Source organism: Pseudomonas sp. R9.37, from assembly GCF_963878885.1.
Taxonomy (GTDB): Bacteria; Pseudomonadota; Gammaproteobacteria; order Pseudomonadales; family Pseudomonadaceae; genus Aquipseudomonas.
Map to the genome: position 1 here is coordinate 304,982 of NZ_CAWNZA010000047.1, position 16,330 is coordinate 321,311.

Sequence of the window (16,330 nt, forward strand, 5' to 3'; positions counted from 1 at the left end):
TCCGTCCCCTGCTTAACTGTACGGTGACGAGGCGAGCCTCCACCGAAATTCGAATTACGAGAAGTGAAACCACTATCATGATGCGCAGCCACTATTGCGGCCAACTGAACGAGACCCTGGATGGTCAGGAAATCACCCTGTGCGGATGGGTTCACCGTCGCCGTGACCACGGCGGGGTGATCTTCCTCGATATCCGTGATCGTGATGGTCTGGCCCAGGTGGTGTTCGATCCGGACCGCGCTGAAAGCTTCGCCGCCGCCGACCGCGTGCGCAGCGAATATGTTGTGAAAATTACCGGTAAGGTTCGCCTGCGTCCGGCCGGTGCCGTGAACGCGAACATGGCGTCCGGCGCGATTGAAGTGCTGGGCTACGAGCTCGAAGTGCTGAACGAGTCGGAAACCCCGCCGTTCCCGCTCAACGAATACTCCGACGTCGGCGAAGAAACTCGCCTGCGCTACCGCTTCCTGGACCTGCGTCGTCCGGAAATGGCCGAGAAGCTGCGCCTGCGTTCGCGCATGACCACCAGCATCCGCCGCTTCCTCGACGAAAACGGCTTCCTCGACGTCGAAACGCCGATCCTCACCCGGGCCACCCCGGAAGGCGCGCGTGACTACCTGGTGCCGAGCCGTACCCACGCCGGTTCCTTCTTCGCCTTGCCGCAATCGCCGCAACTGTTCAAGCAACTGCTGATGGTGGCCGGCTTCGACCGTTACTACCAGATCGCCAAGTGCTTTCGCGACGAAGACCTGCGCGCCGACCGCCAACCGGAATTCACCCAGATCGACATCGAAACCAGCTTCCTCGATGAAAAAGAGATCATGGGCCTGACCGAACAAATGATCCGCAACCTGTTCAAGGAAGTGCTGGACCTGGAATTCGGCGAGTTCCCGCACATGACCTTCGAAGAGGCCATGCGCCGCTACGGTTCCGACAAGCCAGACCTGCGTATCCCGCTGGAACTGGTGGACGTGGCCGACCAGCTCAAGGAAGTCGACTTCAAGGTGTTCAGCGGCCCGGCCAACGACCCTAAATGCCGCATCGCCGCCCTGCGCGTGCCTGGCGGCGCGAGCATGCCGCGCAAGCAGATCGACGACTACACCAAGTTCGTCGGCATCTACGGTGCCAAGGGCCTGGCGTACATCAAAGTCAACGAGCGCGCCAATGGCGTTGACGGTCTGCAATCGCCGATCGTGAAGAACATTCCGCTGGACAACTTGAACGCGATCCTCGATCGCGTTGGTGCGGTCGACGGCGACATCGTGTTCTTCGGCGCCGACAAAGCCAAGATCGTCAGCGAAGCCCTGGGCGCGCTGCGGATCAAGCTGGGCCACGACCTGGACCTGCTGACCTGCAAGTGGGCACCGATGTGGGTCGTCGACTTCCCGATGTTCGAAGAGAACGACGACGGCAGCTTCAGCGCCTTGCACCACCCGTTCACTGCGCCGAAGTGCTCGCCTGAAGAGTTGGAAGCCAACCCGGCAGGCGCGCTGTCGCGTGCTTACGACATGGTCTTGAACGGCACCGAGCTGGGTGGCGGTTCGATCCGTATCCACCGCAAAGAAATGCAACAAGCGGTGTTCCGCCTGTTGGGCATCAACGAAGCCGAACAGGAAGAGAAATTCGGCTTCCTGCTCGATGCCCTGAAGTACGGCGCGCCGCCGCATGGTGGCCTGGCATTCGGCCTGGACCGTCTGGTGATGCTGATGACCGGCGCCCAGTCGATCCGTGAAGTGATCGCCTTCCCGAAAACCCAGAGTGCTGCGGACGTAATGACCCAGGCTCCGGGCGTGGTGGATGCCAAGGCGCTTCGCGAGTTGCACATCCGTCTGCGCGAGACGCCAAAGGCTGAGTAAGGCTGCTGCGTGAAAGCGCACTGAGGTTTACGCAGTCTAAAAAGGCGCATCTTCGGATGCGCCTTTGCGTTACAAGGGTTGTGCTTTCAAGAGGAAAATCCTGCCTGGGGCGGGATTGATAAGGTTTCTAGAGAATTTCGGAGTTGTGTTATGGCTGGCCATTCCAAGTGGGCGAACATCAAGCACCGCAAAGAGCGTCAGGATGCCAAGAAAGGCAAGATCTTCACCAAGTGGATTCGCGAGCTGACCGTCGCTGCCCGCCAAGGCGGTGGTGACCCGGGCTCCAACCCGCGTCTGCGCCTGGCGCTGGACAAGGCTCTGGGCGCGAACATGAGCCGCGACATCATCGACCGCGCCGTGGCCCGTGGTGCCGGCGCCGCCGACACCGACGATATGGTCGAACTGAGCTACGAAGGCTACGGCCCGGGCGGCGTGGCGGTGATGGTCGAGTGCATGACCGACAACCGCAACCGTACTGCGGCAGCCGTGCGCCATGCGTTCAGCAAATGCGGCGGCAACCTGGGCACCGACGGTTCGGTGGCCTACCTGTTCGAGCGCAAAGGGCAGATTACCTTTGCGCCGGGCACGGATGAAGACGCGCTGATGGAAGCTGCGATGGAGGCTGACGCCGACGACGTGGTGACCAACGAAGACGGTTCTATCGACGTGTTCACCTCGTTTGCCGGCTTCTATGCGGTGCGCAACGCGCTGGAAGCGGCAGGTTTCAAAGGCACTGACGCGGAAATCGTGATGCTGCCGACCACCAGCGCCGAACTGGACCTGGACGGCGCGCAGAAAGTGCTGAAGATGCTGGATATGCTTGAAGACCTGGATGACGTGCAGAACGTGTACTCGAACGCCGACATCCCGGAGTCTGTGGCCGAACAGCTAGGCTGAAGGGCGATGTAGATCAAAATGTGGGAGCGGGCTTGCTCGCGAAAGCGGTGTATCAGTCAGCATATGAGTTGACTGACACATCGCTTTCGCGAGCAAGCCCGCTCCCACATTAGAGCTTCTCTGTATCAAAAATTGTTTTTACCCAACCCGCAGGCGTTATGACTTTAATCCTAGGTATCGACCCCGGTTCGCGCATCACCGGTTTTGGCGTGGTGCAACAGACCCCGCGCGGCTGCGTCTACGTTGCCTCGGGCTGCATCCGCACCGGCGCGGGCGAGTTGGCCGAGCGCCTGCAGATTGTCTACCGCGGCGTGCGTGAAGTGATCCAGACCTACGGCCCGGTGACCATGGGCATCGAAAAGGTGTTCATGGCCAAAAACGCCGACTCCGCGCTCAAGCTTGGCCAGGCCCGTGGCGCCGCGATTGTTGCCGGCGCGGAGGAGGGCATGGAAATCGCCGAGTACACAGCGACCCAGGTCAAACAGGCTGTGGTCGGCACCGGTGCGGCGAATAAGGAGCAGGTGCAAATGATGGTCATGCACATGCTCAAGCTCACCTCAAAACCGCAAATCGACGCCTCCGACGCCCTGGCCATTGCCATTTGCCATGCGCACACGCGCTCAAGCTTGCTGCCGCACGGACTGGGCACGGCACGCAGTCGTGGCGGCCGGCTGCGTCTCTGATAGCATCAGCGCAATCGTTATTTCCGGTCAGGCCTCGATCTGACCCCAAGCTTTAAGGATCTGAACCGTGATTGGACGCTTGCGCGGCACCCTGGCTGAGAAACAGCCGCCGCACCTGATTCTGGATGTGAATGGGTTGGGGTATGAGCTGGAAGTGCCCATGACCACCCTGTACCGCCTACCGTCGGTCGGCGAGCCGCTGACCCTGCACACCCATCTGGTGGTACGGGAAGACGCGCAACTGCTCTACGGTTTCATTGGCAAGCGCGACCGCGACTTTTTCCGCGAGTTGATTCGCCTGAATGGCGTAGGGCCAAAGCTCGCGCTGGCATTGATGTCGAGCCTGGAAGTCGATGAGCTGGTGCGCGCGGTGTCGGCCCAGGACACTTCGGCGTTGACCAAGGTGCCGGGCGTCGGCAAGAAAACCGCCGAGCGCCTGCTGGTAGAACTCAAGGACCGCTTCAAGGCCTGGGAAGTGGTGCCGAGCATGTTTGCCCTGGTGCCGAACCAGCCGGACATGCCGGCAGGCCAGGTCGCCAGCGCCGAGAGCGATGCGGTCAGCGCGTTGATCTCCCTGGGCTACAAGCCTCAGGAAGCGAGCAAAGCCGTATCGGCTATCAAGGACAAGAACCTGAGCAGCGAAGACATGATCCGCCGAGCCCTGAAGGGAATGATTTAAGTGATTGAAGCTGATCGTCTGATCGCGGCCACTGGCCCGCGCGACCGTGAAGAAGTCCAGGATCGGGCCATCCGCCCGCTGAGCCTGGCCGAATACATCGGCCAGCCCACCGTGCGCGAGCAGATGGAGTTGTTCATCCAGGCCGCGCGCGGGCGCAGCGAGTCTCTGGACCACACCTTGATCTTCGGCCCGCCGGGGCTGGGTAAAACCACGCTGGCGAACATCATCGCCCAGGAAATGGGCGTGTCGATCAAGTCCACCTCCGGCCCGGTGCTGGAGCGTCCGGGTGATCTGGCGGCCCTGCTGACCAACCTTGAACCGCACGATGTGCTGTTTATCGACGAGATTCACCGGTTGTCGCCCATCGTCGAAGAAGTGCTGTACCCGGCCATGGAAGACTTCCAGCTCGACATCATGATCGGCGAAGGCCCGGCGGCCCGCTCGATCAAGCTCGACCTGCCGCCGTTCACCCTGGTGGGCGCGACCACCCGCGCGGGCATGCTGACCAACCCGCTGCGAGACCGTTTCGGCATTGTTCAACGTCTAGAGTTCTATAGCACCGCAGACCTGGCGACGATTGTCAGTCGTTCGGCGAGTATTCTTGGCTTGCCGCTCGACCCGGAAGGCGCCTTTGAAATCGCCCGTCGAGCGCGGGGCACGCCGCGGATTGCCAACCGTTTATTGCGACGTGTGCGCGATTTTGCTGAAGTGCGCGCCAAGGGGCATATCACCAAGGCCGTGGCCGATTTGGCGTTGAACCTGCTGGATGTGGACGAACATGGCTTCGACCACCAGGATCGACGTCTACTCTTGACCATGATCGAGAAGTTCGACGGCGGCCCGGTGGGTGTGGACAGCCTGGCGGCGGCGATCAGCGAGGAGCGTCATACCATTGAGGATGTGCTGGAACCGTACCTGATCCAGCAGGGGTACATCATGCGCACGCCAAGGGGGCGGGTGGTGACGCGTCATGCTTATCTGCACTTCGGGTTAAACATTCCGTCACGATTGGGCGAGATGCCTGTAGTAGACGAATTCCTGGATGCAGTGGACGATTAAAAAGCTCACGTCAGTCGATTTATCTGATGTTTGTGCTGTCCTAGTGGCTGGTAGCGTCATTCAGTTGCTGCAAATGTTTCAGAGAATGGAAAAAACAGTTGCCCAGCCGGATTGGCAACCTGAGGAGTAAGCACTAGAGTATGCGCGCGCAAAACGGGGATCAGTCGTTCGCACATCGCTGTCGCGTTTATTACGAGGACACCGATGCCGGCGGCATCGTTTATTACGTCAACTACCTCAAGTTCATGGAGCGGGCTCGAACCGAGCGGCTACGGGAGCTGGGCTTTGCCCAATCCCAGCTGGCAGGGGAGGACCTGTTATTCGTCGTGCATTCCAGCGAGGCGCGTTATCACGCACCGGCGCGATTGGACGACGAGTTGCTGGTCAGCGCTGAAGTAATCGAATTGAACCGTGTCAGCCTGCGCTTTAAACAGCAAGTCAGGCGGGCAACGGATGCAACGCTGCTCTGTGAGGGGCAGTTCCTGGTGGCCTGTGTGCGCACCAATAGTTTGAAACCCCGGGCCATTCCCGAAGCTCTACGTGCGGCCTTTGCCGGCGTAAGCGGCGCGGGTAAACAATCAAAGCAGGAGATTTAGCGTGGAACCTACCGTCGTCGACCATTCCTCCATGTGGAGCCTGGTCAGCAATGCCAGTGTCGTGGTTCAACTGGTGATGCTGGTCCTGGTAGCCGCATCGGTTACCTCTTGGGTCATGATTTTTCAGCGCAGCAATTTGCTGCGTGCCGGTCGACGTGCCCTGGAGAGCTTCGAAGAGCGCTTCTGGTCGGGTATCGACCTGTCCAAGCTGTACCGCCAGGCCGGCAGCAACCCGGACCCGGATTCGGGCGTCGAGCAGATCTTCCGCGCTGGCTTCAAGGAGTTTTCCCGCCTGCGTCAGCAACCGGGCGTTGACCCGGAAGCAGTCATGGAAGGCGTGGCCCGTGCCATGCGCGTCGCGATTTCCCGCGAAGAAGAGAAGCTGGAGCAGAGCCTGCCGTTTCTTGCCACCGTCGGTTCCGTGAGCCCGTATATCGGCCTGTTCGGTACGGTGTGGGGCATCATGAACTCCTTCCGTGGCCTGGCTCAGGCCCAGCAAGCGACCCTGGCCACCGTGGCCCCGGGTATCGCCGAAGCCCTGATCGCTACCGCGATCGGCTTGTTCGCTGCTATCCCCGCAGTAATTGCCTACAACCGTTTTGCCGCGCGCGGCGAGACCTTGATCAGCCGTTACTACACCTTCGCCGATGAATTCCAGGCGATCCTGCACCGTAAAGTGCACACCAGCGAAGAATAAGCAGGTAATTCCCAATGGCTTTAATCGCTCGAGCTCGCAAAAAGCGCAAGCCGGTCGCCGAGATGAACGTAGTGCCTTACATCGACGTGATGTTGGTGCTGCTGGTCATCTTCATGGTGACCGCGCCGATGCTCAATCAGGGCGTGAAGGTTGATCTGCCCAAGGTTTCCAGCGAAGCCTTGCCGCAAGACAACAACACTCAGGTCCTGACCATTTCGATCAAGGCTGACAAGACCTATTACTGGAACCTTGGCAGCGAAGTCGACACCCAGAAACAGCAGGACAAGGCCATGACCTTGCCGCAGATGACCGATGCCGTGACCAAGATCATCCGGTCCGGCAACGAAGGCGGCAAGCACACGCAAGTGTTCATTCGCGGCGACAAAGTGGTCGACTATGGTTCCGTCATGGGCGCCATGGGCGGGCTGCAGAAGGCCGGCGTGGGTAACGTTGGCTTGATTACCGAGGCGCCCTGATGCAGCAACAGCGAGAGCCGTCCGCCTCGGAAAGCTACTTCTGGCCTAGCGTTTGGGCAATTGCCCTGCACGTCCTGGTGTTTGGCATGCTGTTCGTCAGCTTTGCCATGACCCCGGACTTGCCGCCAGCCAAGCCGATCGTGCAGGCGACCCTGTATCAGCTGAAATCGAAAAGTCAGGCCACCACCCAGACCAATCAGAAGATTGCGGGTGAGGCCCAGAAGTCGGCTGCGCGCCAGACTGAAGTCGAGCAGATGGAACAGAAGAAGGTCGAGCAGGAAGCGGTGAAGGCTGCTGCGGAACAAAAGAAAGAAGAGGCGGCTCAAAAGGCCGAGGAATCGAAAAAGGCTGACGAAGCCAAGAAAGCTGACGAGGCGAAAAAGGCTGATGAAGCCAAAAAAGCCGATAAAGCTGCCGAAGCCAAAAAAGCCGAAGAGAAACAATTGGCTGATATAGCTAAGAAGAAGTCTGAAGAAGAAGCCAAAAAAGCTGCCGAAGAAGAGGCCAAGAAAAAGGCCGCTGAAGACGCCAAGAAAAAGATAGTCGAAGACGCGAAGAAGAAAGCCGCCGAAGACGCCAAGAAAAAAGCTGAAGCAGACGAGGCGAAGAAGAAAGTCGCCGACGACGCGAAGAAGAAAGCTGCCGCCGACGCCAGCAAGAAAAAGGCCCAGGAAGCAGCACGTAAATCCGCCGAAGAGAAAAAGGCCCAGGCCTTGGCAGATTTGCTTTCCGACACGCCGCAGCGTCAGCAAGCCTTGGCCGATGAACGTGGTGATGAAGTCGCGGGCAGTTTCGACGACCTGATTCGGGCACGGGCAGCGGAAGGCTGGACACGTCCACCTTCGGCACGCAAAGGCATGACAGTAGTGCTGCAGATCGGCATGTTGCCGGACGGTACGGTGACTTCGGTCAGCGTGGCCAAGTCCAGTGGTGACGGTTCGTTCGACAGTTCGGCGGTTGCCGCGGTCAAGAACATTGGCCGGTTGACCGAGATGCAGGGAATGAAACCAAGCGACTTCGCTCCCTATCGTTCATTCAAGATGACATTCACACCTGAGGATCTAGCCTTGTGAGAAACCTTCTTCGAGGAATGCTTGTCGTTATTTGCTGTATGGCAGGGATAGCGGCGGCGGATGAAAAGAACATCCTGGTTACCAGCGGTAGCGATCGGGCCACCCCGATTGCCGTAGTACCGTTTGGCTGGCAGGGCGGCAGCGTGCTGCCGGACGACATGGCCCAGATCGTCAGTGACGACCTGCGCAACTCCGGTTACTACGCGCCGATTCCGAAAGGCAACATGATCAGCCAGCCTAACCAGGCCAGCGAAGTTGTGTTCCGTGACTGGAAGGCGGTGGGCGCCCAGTACCTGATGGTCGGCAACATCACGCCGGCCGGCGGTCGCCTGCAGATCCAGTACACGTTGTTCAACGTGGCCACCGAGCAGCAGGTCTTGACCGGCAGCGTATCGGGCACCGCCGAACAACTGCGGGACATGGCGCACTACATCTCGGACCAGTCGTTTGAAAAGCTGACCGGTATCAAGGGTGCTTTCTCGACACGTCTGCTTTATGTAACGGCTGAGCGTTTCTCTGTAGACAACACTCGTTACACTTTGCAGCGTTCGGACTACGACGGCGCACGTGCTGTGACCTTGCTGCAATCGCGTGAGCCAATCCTGTCGCCGCGCTTTGCGCCGGATGGCAAGCGTATTGCCTACGTATCGTTCGAGCAGCGCCGTCCACGTATCTTTGTTCAGCACATCGATACAGGTCGTCGCGAGCAGATCACCAACTTCGAAGGCCTCAACGGTGCACCAGCCTGGTCGCCGGATGGTTCGCGCCTGGCGTTCGTGCTCTCCAAGGACGGCAACCCGGACATCTACGTGATGAACATGGCTTCGCGCCAGATCAGCCGTGTTACCAGCGGCCCGGGCATCAACACCGAACCGTTCTGGGGTAAGGATGGCTCGACCATCTACTTCACCTCCGACCGTGGCGGCAAGCCACAAGTTTATAAAGCGAACGTGAATGGCGGTGGCGCAGAACGCGTGACCTTTATTGGTAACTACAATGCCAATCCTAAGCTTTCGGCCGATGAAAAGACGTTGGTGATGATTCACCGTCAGGATGGTTTCACTAATTTCCGGGTTGCGGCCCAGGATTTGCAGCGCGGAACCGTAAAAATCCTCACAGATACCAACCTTGATGAGTCAGCTACTGTTGCGCCCAACGGCACCATGGTAATCTACGCCACCCGCCAGCAGGGCCGGGGAGTCTTGATGCTCGTGTCCATTAATGGACGCGTAAGGCTCCCGCTTCCTACCGCTCAAGGCGAAGTCAGAGAACCGTCCTGGTCCCCTTACCTGAACTGACGCGGCGCTACAAAAAGAAGTACTTAACACACTGGGGTTCATTAGGAGTTTCACGATGGAAATGCTGAAGTTTGGTAAGTTTGCTGCTCTGGCTCTGGCTCTGTCCGTAGCCGTTGGTTGCTCGTCTAAAGGCGGCGACAATGCCGGTGAAGGCGCAGCTGTTGATCCAAACGCTGGTTACGGCGCTAACACTGGTGCAGTTGACGGCTCCCTGAGCGAAGAAGCTGCTCTGCGCGCTATCACCACTTTCTACTTCGAATACGACAGTTCGGACCTGAAGCCAGAAGCCATGCGCGCTCTGGACGTTCACGCGAAGGACCTGAAAGCTAACGGCGCTCGCGTTGTTCTGGAAGGTAACACTGACGAACGTGGTACTCGTGAGTACAACATGGCACTGGGCGAGCGTCGTGCGAAAGCCGTTCAGCGCTACCTGGTACTGCAAGGTGTTGCTCCAGGCCAACTGGAACTGGTTTCCTACGGTAAAGAGCGTCCAGTTGCTACTGGCCACGACGAGCAGTCCTGGGCTCAAAACCGTCGCGTCGAACTGCGTAAGTAATTCGTCATGCGAACGTGCCGTCGTGCTCTAACTGTATTGGCTCTCAGCCTCGCACCGCTTGCGGTGTGGGCTGCGGTTCCTGTGGAAGATAGCAACTCTGGCTATAACAATAGCGGGAGCAGTTATCCGCCAGCGGGTTATGGCACGAACGGCGCCTATGCTGGGGGAGCGGCTACGTCCGCTCCCTCGGCACAGGGCGAACTGTTCAACCAGCTGCAACGCATGCAGGATCAATTGTCGCAGCAACAAGGCACGATTGAAGTTCTGCAGAATCAAGTGAACCAGCTTAAGCAAGAAGGCCTGGAGCGTTACCAGGATCTTGACCGACGCATTGGAGCCGGCGTTACACCTGCCGCCACTCCTGATAATTCTTCTGCCGGTGGCGCACAAAGCGCCGCCGGTGGTGCAGCAGCAGGGGCCGCGGCGGCAAGCCAAGCCCCTGCCGCCAGCAGCGAACCGGGTGATCCGGCGAAGGAAAAGCTGTATTACGATGCAGCCTTCGACCTGATCAAAGCCAAGGATTTCGATAAGGCCAGCCAGGCCTTTACCGCATTCCTGCGCAAATACCCGAACAGCCAATACGCGGGCAATGCCCAGTACTGGTTGGGCGAGGTCAACTTGGCCAAGGGTGATTTGCAAGGTGCAGGCCAGGCTTTTGCCAAGGTCAGCCAGCTTTACCCAAAGCACGCCAAGGTGCCTGATTCGTTGTACAAACTCGCTGACGTAGAACGCCGCCTGGGTCACACCGACAAGGTCAAAGGCATTCTGCAGCAGGTGGTTGCCCAGTATCCGGGTACCTCCGCTGCCCAGTTGGCACAGCGGGATCTGCAGCGCTTGTAAGCGATGCTTCCCGTTTAGAAGAAACCCGCGCCTGGCGCGGGTTTTTTCGTTAGAATCCACGCCCTTTTATGAAACACGCTTCCTGGGGTTTACGCGTTTGCGCAATTCCTTGAAGTGCCTGACGGAGGCGGACAGCCTGTTTAGCTGTTACGCCCGTGGCGACTATGCAAGACACATTACGTATTACCGAAGTTTTTTACTCGTTACAGGGTGAAACGCGCACTGCTGGCCTGCCGACTGTATTTGTACGGCTGACCGGCTGCCCCTTGCGTTGCCAATACTGTGACAGCGCCTACGCCTTCAGCGGCGGCACCGTGCGCACCCTGGACGACATCATCGAGCAGGTTGCCGGTTTCAAGCCACGCTACGTCTGCGTGACGGGCGGCGAACCCCTGGCCCAGCCCAATGCCATCGCGCTGCTCAAGCGGCTGTGTGACGCTGGTTACGAGGTTTCCCTCGAAACCAGCGGCGCCCTGGACATCTCGGCCGTGGATCCGCGCGTCAGCCGTGTGGTCGACCTCAAGACCCCTGGCTCCAAAGAAGCGCATCGCAACCTGTACGCCAACATGGACCTGCTGACCGCCAACGATCAGGTCAAGTTCGTGATCTGTTCCCGCGACGATTATGACTGGGCGGCTTCCAAGCTGATCCAGTACGGGCTGGACCGTCGTGCGGGCGAGGTGCTGTTCTCTCCCAGCCATCACGACCTGAACGCTCGCGACCTGGCTGACTGGGTGGTGGCGGACAACCTGCCGGTGCGCCTGCAGTTGCAGCTGCACAAATACCTGTGGAATGACGAGCCGGGGCGCTGATATGGCTGATCAAAAGCGCGCAGTCATCCTGCTTTCCGGCGGTCTGGACTCGGCCACCCTGGTGGCCATGGTCCGCGCCCAAGGCTTCAACTGCTACACCCTGAGCTTCGACTACGGCCAGCGCCACCGCGCCGAGCTGAACGCCGCCGCGCGCGTGGCCCGTGACATGGGCGTGGCGGAGCATAAGGTGATCGGTCTCAACCTCAATGGCATCGGCGGGTCCGCGCTCACCGACAGCACCATTGACGTGCCCGAGGCGCCCAGTGAAGGTATTCCGCTGACCTACGTGCCAGCGCGCAACACTGTATTTCTGTCTCTTGCGCTTGGTTGGGCTGAAGTATTGAATGCGCGCGACATCTTCATCGGTGTCAACGCGCTGGACTACAACGGCTATCCAGACTGCCGACCAGCGTACGTCGAGTCGTTCGAGCGCATGGCCAACCTGGCCACCAAGGCCGGCGTAGAGGGGCAGGGCTTCCATATTCAGGCGCCGCTGCAGAACATGACCAAGGCGGACATTGTGAAGACTGGTGTAGCACTTGGCGTCGATTACACGCTGACTGTTTCCTGCTACCAGGCAGACGATGACGGCCGTGCATGTGGGAAATGCGACGCCTGCCGACTGCGCGCAGAAGGCTTCCAGGCGGCCGGAATTACTGACCCCACGCGTTATTTCTGATTTATTTAAAATAAGGTGTTGAATAATCCTTAGAAATCAGTATTATACGCGCCACCACACAGCGGGTCGTTAGCTCAGTTGGTAGAGCAGTTGGCTTTTAACCAATTGGTCGTAGGTTCGAATCCCACACGACCCACCATTTTTGGCGGTTTAGAAAATCCGGAAGGCCCACGCAAGTGAGGATTTCCGGGTTTTTTTTTGCCTGTGATTTGGGCCTTGCTGGCCGGGCTCTGTAGCGAGCCCTTGGCGTACAGACTTATCTCAGCTTGTGCATCGATCAATACGTAAACTCAGCCCGCTCGGGCTGAGCCTGCCACCAAGCCCCCAATGCTTTGCCACGCCAAGCGGTTAGCCAAACCGCCCGGTAATGTAGTCCTCAGTCTGCTTCATCTTCGGCGTGGTAAAGATCTGGTCGGTCTTGCCGTACTCAATCAATTCCCCCATGAACATGAACGCGGTGTTGTCCGACACCCGTGCGGCCTGCTGCATGTTGTGGGTCACGATGATCACCGTGTACTGCGTCTTCAATTCCGTAATCAATTGCTCGATGCGCCCGGTGGAAATGGGGTCGAGCGCTGAGGTCGGCTCGTCCAGCAGCAACACTTGCGGGCGCAGCGCGATGGTGCGTGCGATGCACAGTCGCTGTTGCTGGCCACCGGAGAGGCTCTGTGCGCTCTGGTTGAGTTTGTCTTTCACCTCATCCCACAGGGCGCCGCCGCGCAGGGCTTGCTCGACGCGATCGTTCATTTCGCGGCGGGAAAGCTTTTCATGGTGGCGCACGGCGTAGGCGATGTTGTCGTAGATCGACATCGGAAACGGCACCGGCTTTTGGAACACCATGCCCACGTGGCTGCGCAGGCGATTCATCGAGTAGCCGGGAGCGAGGATGTTTTCGCCGTTGAGCAGCACTTCGCCACGGGCTTCCTGCTTGGGGTACATCGAGTAGATGCGGTTGAACACGCGCAGCAAGGTGGATTTGCCGCAGCCTGAAGGGCCGATGATGGCGGTGATACGTTTTTCCGGGATATCAATGTCGATGGCGTTCAGCGAGCGCTGGTTGTTGTAGAAAAACTCCAACCCGCGCACCTGGATTTTGGTTTTTTCGTGAGCAATGCCGGTGGCGTCCATCAGTGAGACCTATTGCGTAAAAGAATCAGGCGGGATGTCAGGCTCAGCACCAGCACGAACAGCGTCAGCACCAGTGCACCTGCCCAGGCGAGCGCGTGCCAGTCATCGAACGGGCTCATGGCGTACTGGAAAATAACCACGGGTACGCTGGCAATCGGCTTGAGCAGGTTGCTGCTCCAGAACTGATTGCCGAAGGCGGTGAACAGCAAGGGCGCGGTTTCCCCGGTGATCCGCGCCAGGGCGAGCAGGATGCCGGTGACGACGCCGGCCTTGGCCGCTCTCAACACAATCTGCAGCGTCAGCTTCCATTGCGGTACACCCAATGCCAGGGCTGCTTCGCGCATGGTCGAAGGTTGCAGCTGGAGCATTTCATCGGTGGTGCGCACCACTACCGGGATCACCAATAACGCCAGGGCCAGGGCACCGGCGATGGCGGAAAACCCGACCTGATGGTTGGTCAGCAGGTTCAGCGGCAGGATGACGCCGGTGTAGATAAACAGGCCCAGCACAATCGACGGCGCCGACAGCAGGATGTCGTTGATAAACCGCACCGTGGTGCCCAGACGCGAGTGGCGGGCGAACTCCGCCAGCCAGATTCCCGCCATCAGCCCGATGGGCGTGCCGATCAACAGCGCGATGCCGGACATCAGCGCGCTGCCGTAAAACGCATTGGCCAGTCCGCCCTCGGTGCCGGGTGGCGGAGTCATCTGGGTAAACAGGCGCAGGTTGAGCGCCTGGAACCCATTGATGAGGGTGGTCAGCAGTATCCACGCCAGCCACAGCAAGCCAAAGGCGGTGGCGCCGCAACTGAAGAACATGGCCACGGCGTTTTTAAGCGCGCGTTTGCGGTACAGGCGTTCGTGAGTGTTCATAACCCTTCCTTACGCGACAGGCGCATCAGCATCAGGCGCGCCAGTGCCAGCACCACGAATGTCACGATAAACAGCAAGAAGCCCAAGGCGATCAGCGCGGAGCGATGCAGGTCGGTGTAGGCCTCGCTGAATTCGTTGGCGATGACCGAGGCAATCGAGCTGCTGGGCATCAACAGGGACGCGGAAAACTGTTGCGCGTTACCCAGTACGAAGGTCACGGCCATGGTCTCGCCAAGGGCGCGGCCCAAGCCGAGAAAAATCCCGCCTACGACGGCCGAGCGGGTGTAGGGCAAGACGATGTCCCACACCACTTCCCAGGTAGTGCTGCCAAGCGCGTAGGCCGATTCTTTCAACGGCGTGGGCACACTACGAAACACCTCATGCATCACCGAGGTGATAAACGGCATGATCATCACCGCCAGCACGATGCCAGCAGTGAGCATGCCAATTCCCAACGGCGGGCCCTGGAACAGCGAGCCAACAAAGGGCAGGGCACCCAGGTAGTCATTGATCAAGGGCGAGAGGTGTTCGGCCATGAACGGCCCGAACACGAACAGGCCCCACATGCCATAGATGATCGAGGGGATACCGGCGAGCAGTTCAATGGCCGACGCGACCGGCATCTTCAGCCAGGGTGGCGCGACTTCGGTGAGAAAAATCGCAATGCCGAAACTCACCGGCACCGCGATCAGCAAGGCCAGAAACGAGGTGACCAAGGTGCCGTAAATCGGCACCACAGCACCAAAGTGGTTGTTCACCGCATCCCATTCGGTGCTGGTGATAAAGCTCCAACCAAAGGTCTTGAACGCCAGGCCGCCGCCCCACAGGGTCGAGGCCGCAATGGCACCCAGCAGCACCAACACCAGCATGGCTGCGCCGAACATCGAGCGTTTGAACCACAAGTCGTGGCGTTGATCGCGGGTGGCACGACGGTCGCCCGCGGTGTCGCCTGCGTGAGTAGTCATAACCAGCGGGTGGACGGTGTCGTTCATATCAGATGGGCTCACCGCCTCCCGCAATCAATGAGGAAGGCGGTTGTAGGGCGAATCAGTTGGCGAAGTCAGACTTCCAGTAACCTTCGATGCGCGACACCAGGGAGTCCGGCAGGGCTACGTAGTCCAGCGCTGCTGCCTGTTGTTGGCCTTTTTCCAGCGACCATTTGAAGAAGCTGAACGCTGCCTGGCTTTGCTCGGCATTCTTGGGCTGCTTGTACATGATGATCCAGGTGGTCGCCGTGATCGGCCACGCGCCTTCGCCTGGGGCATTGGTCATGATCAGGTTGAAGTCTTGGGCATTGGCCCAGTCGGCGGTGTCCGCGGCTGCCTGGAAGGCCTTGGCGTCAGGTTTGACGAATTTGCCCGACGCATTCTTCAGCTGGGTGTAGGTCATCTTGTTCTGCAGCGCGTAGGCGTATTCCACAAAGCCGATAGAGTTCTTGATCTGCTTCACGTAGGCCGAAACGCCTTCGTTGCCTTTGCCGCCCACACCCACCGGCCACGGCACAGTGGTGCCGAAACCGATCTTGGTTTTCCAGCTGTCACTGACTTTGGCCAGGTAGTTGGTGAAGTTGTAAGAGGTGCCCGAACCGTCGGAGCGGTGCACCACGGTGATGTTTGCCACCGGCAGGTTCAAGCCAGGGTTGAGCGCGGCGATGGCCGGGTCGTTCCAGGCCTTGATGTCACCGAGAAAGATCTTCGCCAGCACGTCGCCGTCGAGCTTCAACTGGCCCGGCGCAATACCTTCGACGTTCATCACCGGCACGATGCCGCCGATCACGCTGGGGAACTGGCCCAGGCCGCCGGCCTTGAGCTCGTCGGCCGACAGCGGGGCGTCGGAGGCGCCGAAGTCCACGGTGGCGGCCTTGATTTGGGCAATACCGCCGCCGGAGCCGATCGACTGATAGTTGATGCGGTTGCTGGAGTTCTTGCTGTAGTCCTGCGACCACTTGGACAGCACCGGGTAGACGAAGCTGGAACCGGCGCCGGTAACGTCAGTGGCGTGGGCCACGCCGCTCAGGCACAGGGCGGCGAACAGAACAGACAGACTTTTTTTAGTCGGCAACATCACGACAACACCTCAAGGGAAGGGGTAAGTGGATAGGTCCACCTGTCTAAGACGTGACGATTTAATTC

Annotated in this window: 18 protein-coding genes and 1 tRNA gene; 15 read left to right on the plus strand and 4 right to left on the minus strand. The window is 59.3% G+C overall.

The genetic code is table 11. The features are described from left to right. Positions 1 to 77 precede the first annotated feature (77 nt). From aspS to AACU78_RS25395, 15 genes are all read left to right on the plus strand, one after another. Positions 78 to 1,853, plus strand: coding sequence for an aspartate--tRNA ligase (aspS, locus tag AACU78_RS25325; protein WP_056858570.1), 1,776 nt, complete (start codon positions 78 to 80; stop codon positions 1,851 to 1,853). Between the two features lie 150 nt (positions 1,854 to 2,003). Beyond that, positions 2,004 to 2,750: a YebC/PmpR family DNA-binding transcriptional regulator gene (locus AACU78_RS25330; protein WP_106578386.1), complete on the plus strand. Its 747-nt coding sequence runs from the start codon at positions 2,004 to 2,006 to the stop codon at positions 2,748 to 2,750. Positions 2,751 to 2,908: 158 nt separating this feature from the next. Then, positions 2,909 to 3,433 carry a crossover junction endodeoxyribonuclease RuvC gene (gene ruvC, locus AACU78_RS25335; RefSeq protein ID WP_016975450.1) on the plus strand — a complete coding sequence of 175 codons (525 nt, stop codon included), beginning with the start codon at positions 2,909 to 2,911 and terminating at the stop codon, positions 3,431 to 3,433. 67 nt (positions 3,434 to 3,500) lie between these two features. Beyond that, on the plus strand, positions 3,501 to 4,112 hold the full coding sequence (gene ruvA / locus AACU78_RS25340) for a Holliday junction branch migration protein RuvA (RefSeq protein WP_025854761.1): 612 nt from the start codon (positions 3,501 to 3,503) through the stop codon (positions 4,110 to 4,112). Beyond that, the gene (ruvB, locus tag AACU78_RS25345; protein ID WP_003193867.1) at positions 4,113 to 5,171 is read left to right on the plus strand and encodes a Holliday junction branch migration DNA helicase RuvB; all 1,059 of its coding nucleotides are present in this window, start codon (positions 4,113 to 4,115) and stop codon (positions 5,169 to 5,171) included. Between the two features lie 140 nt (positions 5,172 to 5,311). Then, a complete protein-coding gene (ybgC, locus tag AACU78_RS25350) occupies positions 5,312 to 5,767 on the plus strand; it encodes a tol-pal system-associated acyl-CoA thioesterase (protein ID WP_071484353.1) in 456 nt (151 codons plus the stop codon). 1 nt (position 5,768) lies between these two features. Next, positions 5,769 to 6,464, plus strand: a complete 696-nt coding sequence (tolQ, locus tag AACU78_RS25355) for a protein TolQ (RefSeq protein WP_003209819.1) — start codon at positions 5,769 to 5,771, stop codon at positions 6,462 to 6,464. A 23-nt stretch (positions 6,465 to 6,487) separates the two neighbouring features. Beyond that, on the plus strand, positions 6,488 to 6,940 hold the full coding sequence (tolR, locus tag AACU78_RS25360) for a protein TolR (RefSeq protein ID WP_161630238.1): 453 nt from the start codon (positions 6,488 to 6,490) through the stop codon (positions 6,938 to 6,940). Beyond that, complete coding sequence (gene tolA / locus AACU78_RS25365) at positions 6,940 to 8,013, plus strand: cell envelope integrity protein TolA (RefSeq protein ID WP_106578387.1); 1,074 nt, start codon at positions 6,940 to 6,942, stop codon at positions 8,011 to 8,013. The genes tolR and tolA overlap by 1 nt, the downstream gene beginning before the upstream one ends. 17 nt (positions 8,014 to 8,030) lie before the next feature. Continuing rightward, positions 8,031 to 9,311, plus strand: coding sequence for a Tol-Pal system beta propeller repeat protein TolB (gene tolB / locus AACU78_RS25370; protein WP_043205819.1), 1,281 nt, complete (start codon positions 8,031 to 8,033; stop codon positions 9,309 to 9,311). A 55-nt stretch (positions 9,312 to 9,366) separates the two neighbouring features. Then, entirely contained in the window at positions 9,367 to 9,867 is a 501-nt protein-coding gene (gene pal, locus AACU78_RS25375; RefSeq protein WP_003209827.1) for a peptidoglycan-associated lipoprotein Pal, read from the plus strand. A gap of 6 nt (positions 9,868 to 9,873) precedes the next feature. Continuing rightward, on the plus strand, positions 9,874 to 10,707 hold the full coding sequence (gene ybgF, locus AACU78_RS25380) for a tol-pal system protein YbgF (protein WP_106578388.1): 834 nt from the start codon (positions 9,874 to 9,876) through the stop codon (positions 10,705 to 10,707). Between the two features lie 164 nt (positions 10,708 to 10,871). Beyond that, on the plus strand, positions 10,872 to 11,519 hold the full coding sequence (gene queE / locus AACU78_RS25385) for a 7-carboxy-7-deazaguanine synthase QueE (RefSeq protein WP_106578389.1): 648 nt from the start codon (positions 10,872 to 10,874) through the stop codon (positions 11,517 to 11,519). Position 11,520: 1 nt separating this feature from the next. Further along, on the plus strand, positions 11,521 to 12,198 hold the full coding sequence (gene queC / locus AACU78_RS25390; RefSeq protein WP_177410099.1) for a 7-cyano-7-deazaguanine synthase QueC: 678 nt from the start codon (positions 11,521 to 11,523) through the stop codon (positions 12,196 to 12,198). Positions 12,199 to 12,261: 63 nt separating this feature from the next. Continuing rightward, positions 12,262 to 12,337: transfer RNA gene (locus AACU78_RS25395), tRNA-Lys, on the plus strand. A gap of 209 nt (positions 12,338 to 12,546) precedes the next feature. On the opposite strand, the gene pstB is transcribed toward AACU78_RS25395, so the two are convergent. The 4 genes from pstB to pstS are packed head-to-tail and all read right to left on the minus strand — an operon-like array spanning position 12,547 to position 16,262. After that, positions 12,547 to 13,326 (minus strand): phosphate ABC transporter ATP-binding protein PstB, encoded by a 780-nt coding sequence (gene pstB / locus AACU78_RS25400; protein WP_106578391.1) that lies wholly within the window; start codon positions 13,324 to 13,326, stop codon positions 12,547 to 12,549. Beyond that, positions 13,326 to 14,198, minus strand: a complete 873-nt coding sequence (gene pstA, locus AACU78_RS25405; protein WP_106578392.1) for a phosphate ABC transporter permease PstA — start codon at positions 14,196 to 14,198, stop codon at positions 13,326 to 13,328. Before pstA ends, pstB begins: the two co-directional genes overlap by 1 nt. Further along, positions 14,195 to 15,190 carry a phosphate ABC transporter permease subunit PstC gene (gene pstC / locus AACU78_RS25410; protein ID WP_106578393.1) on the minus strand — a complete coding sequence of 332 codons (996 nt, stop codon included), beginning with the start codon at positions 15,188 to 15,190 and terminating at the stop codon, positions 14,195 to 14,197. The genes pstA and pstC overlap by 4 nt, the downstream gene beginning before the upstream one ends. Before the next feature lie 55 nt (positions 15,191 to 15,245). Next, positions 15,246 to 16,262 carry a phosphate ABC transporter substrate-binding protein PstS gene (pstS, locus tag AACU78_RS25415; protein ID WP_106578394.1) on the minus strand — a complete coding sequence of 339 codons (1,017 nt, stop codon included), beginning with the start codon at positions 16,260 to 16,262 and terminating at the stop codon, positions 15,246 to 15,248. Positions 16,263 to 16,330: the final 68 nt, after the last annotated feature.

Excerpts from the sequence above, each read along its gene's own strand:
- aspS (WP_056858570.1), top strand. The coding sequence starts at position 78 with ATGATGCGCAGCCACTATTGCGGCCAACTGAACGAGACCCTGGATGGT.
- AACU78_RS25330 (WP_106578386.1), top strand. The coding sequence starts at position 2,004 with ATGGCTGGCCATTCCAAGTGGGCGAACATCAAGCACCGCAAAGAGCGT.
- ruvC (WP_016975450.1), top strand. The coding sequence starts at position 2,909 with ATGACTTTAATCCTAGGTATCGACCCCGGTTCGCGCATCACCGGTTTT.
- ybgC (WP_071484353.1), top strand. The coding sequence starts at position 5,312 with ATGCGCGCGCAAAACGGGGATCAGTCGTTCGCACATCGCTGTCGCGTT.
- tolA (WP_106578387.1), top strand. The coding sequence starts at position 6,940 with ATGCAGCAACAGCGAGAGCCGTCCGCCTCGGAAAGCTACTTCTGGCCT.
- tolB (WP_043205819.1), top strand. The coding sequence starts at position 8,031 with ATGCTTGTCGTTATTTGCTGTATGGCAGGGATAGCGGCGGCGGATGAA.
- pal (WP_003209827.1), top strand. The coding sequence starts at position 9,367 with ATGGAAATGCTGAAGTTTGGTAAGTTTGCTGCTCTGGCTCTGGCTCTG.
- ybgF (WP_106578388.1), top strand. The coding sequence starts at position 9,874 with ATGCGAACGTGCCGTCGTGCTCTAACTGTATTGGCTCTCAGCCTCGCA.
- queE (WP_106578389.1), top strand. The coding sequence starts at position 10,872 with ATGCAAGACACATTACGTATTACCGAAGTTTTTTACTCGTTACAGGGT.
- queC (WP_177410099.1), top strand. The coding sequence starts at position 11,521 with ATGGCTGATCAAAAGCGCGCAGTCATCCTGCTTTCCGGCGGTCTGGAC.
- pstB (WP_106578391.1), bottom strand. The coding sequence starts at position 13,326 with ATGGACGCCACCGGCATTGCTCACGAAAAAACCAAAATCCAGGTGCGC.
- pstA (WP_106578392.1), bottom strand. The coding sequence starts at position 14,198 with ATGAACACTCACGAACGCCTGTACCGCAAACGCGCGCTTAAAAACGCC.
- pstC (WP_106578393.1), bottom strand. The coding sequence starts at position 15,190 with ATGAACGACACCGTCCACCCGCTGGTTATGACTACTCACGCAGGCGAC.
- pstS (WP_106578394.1), bottom strand. The coding sequence starts at position 16,262 with ATGTTGCCGACTAAAAAAAGTCTGTCTGTTCTGTTCGCCGCCCTGTGC.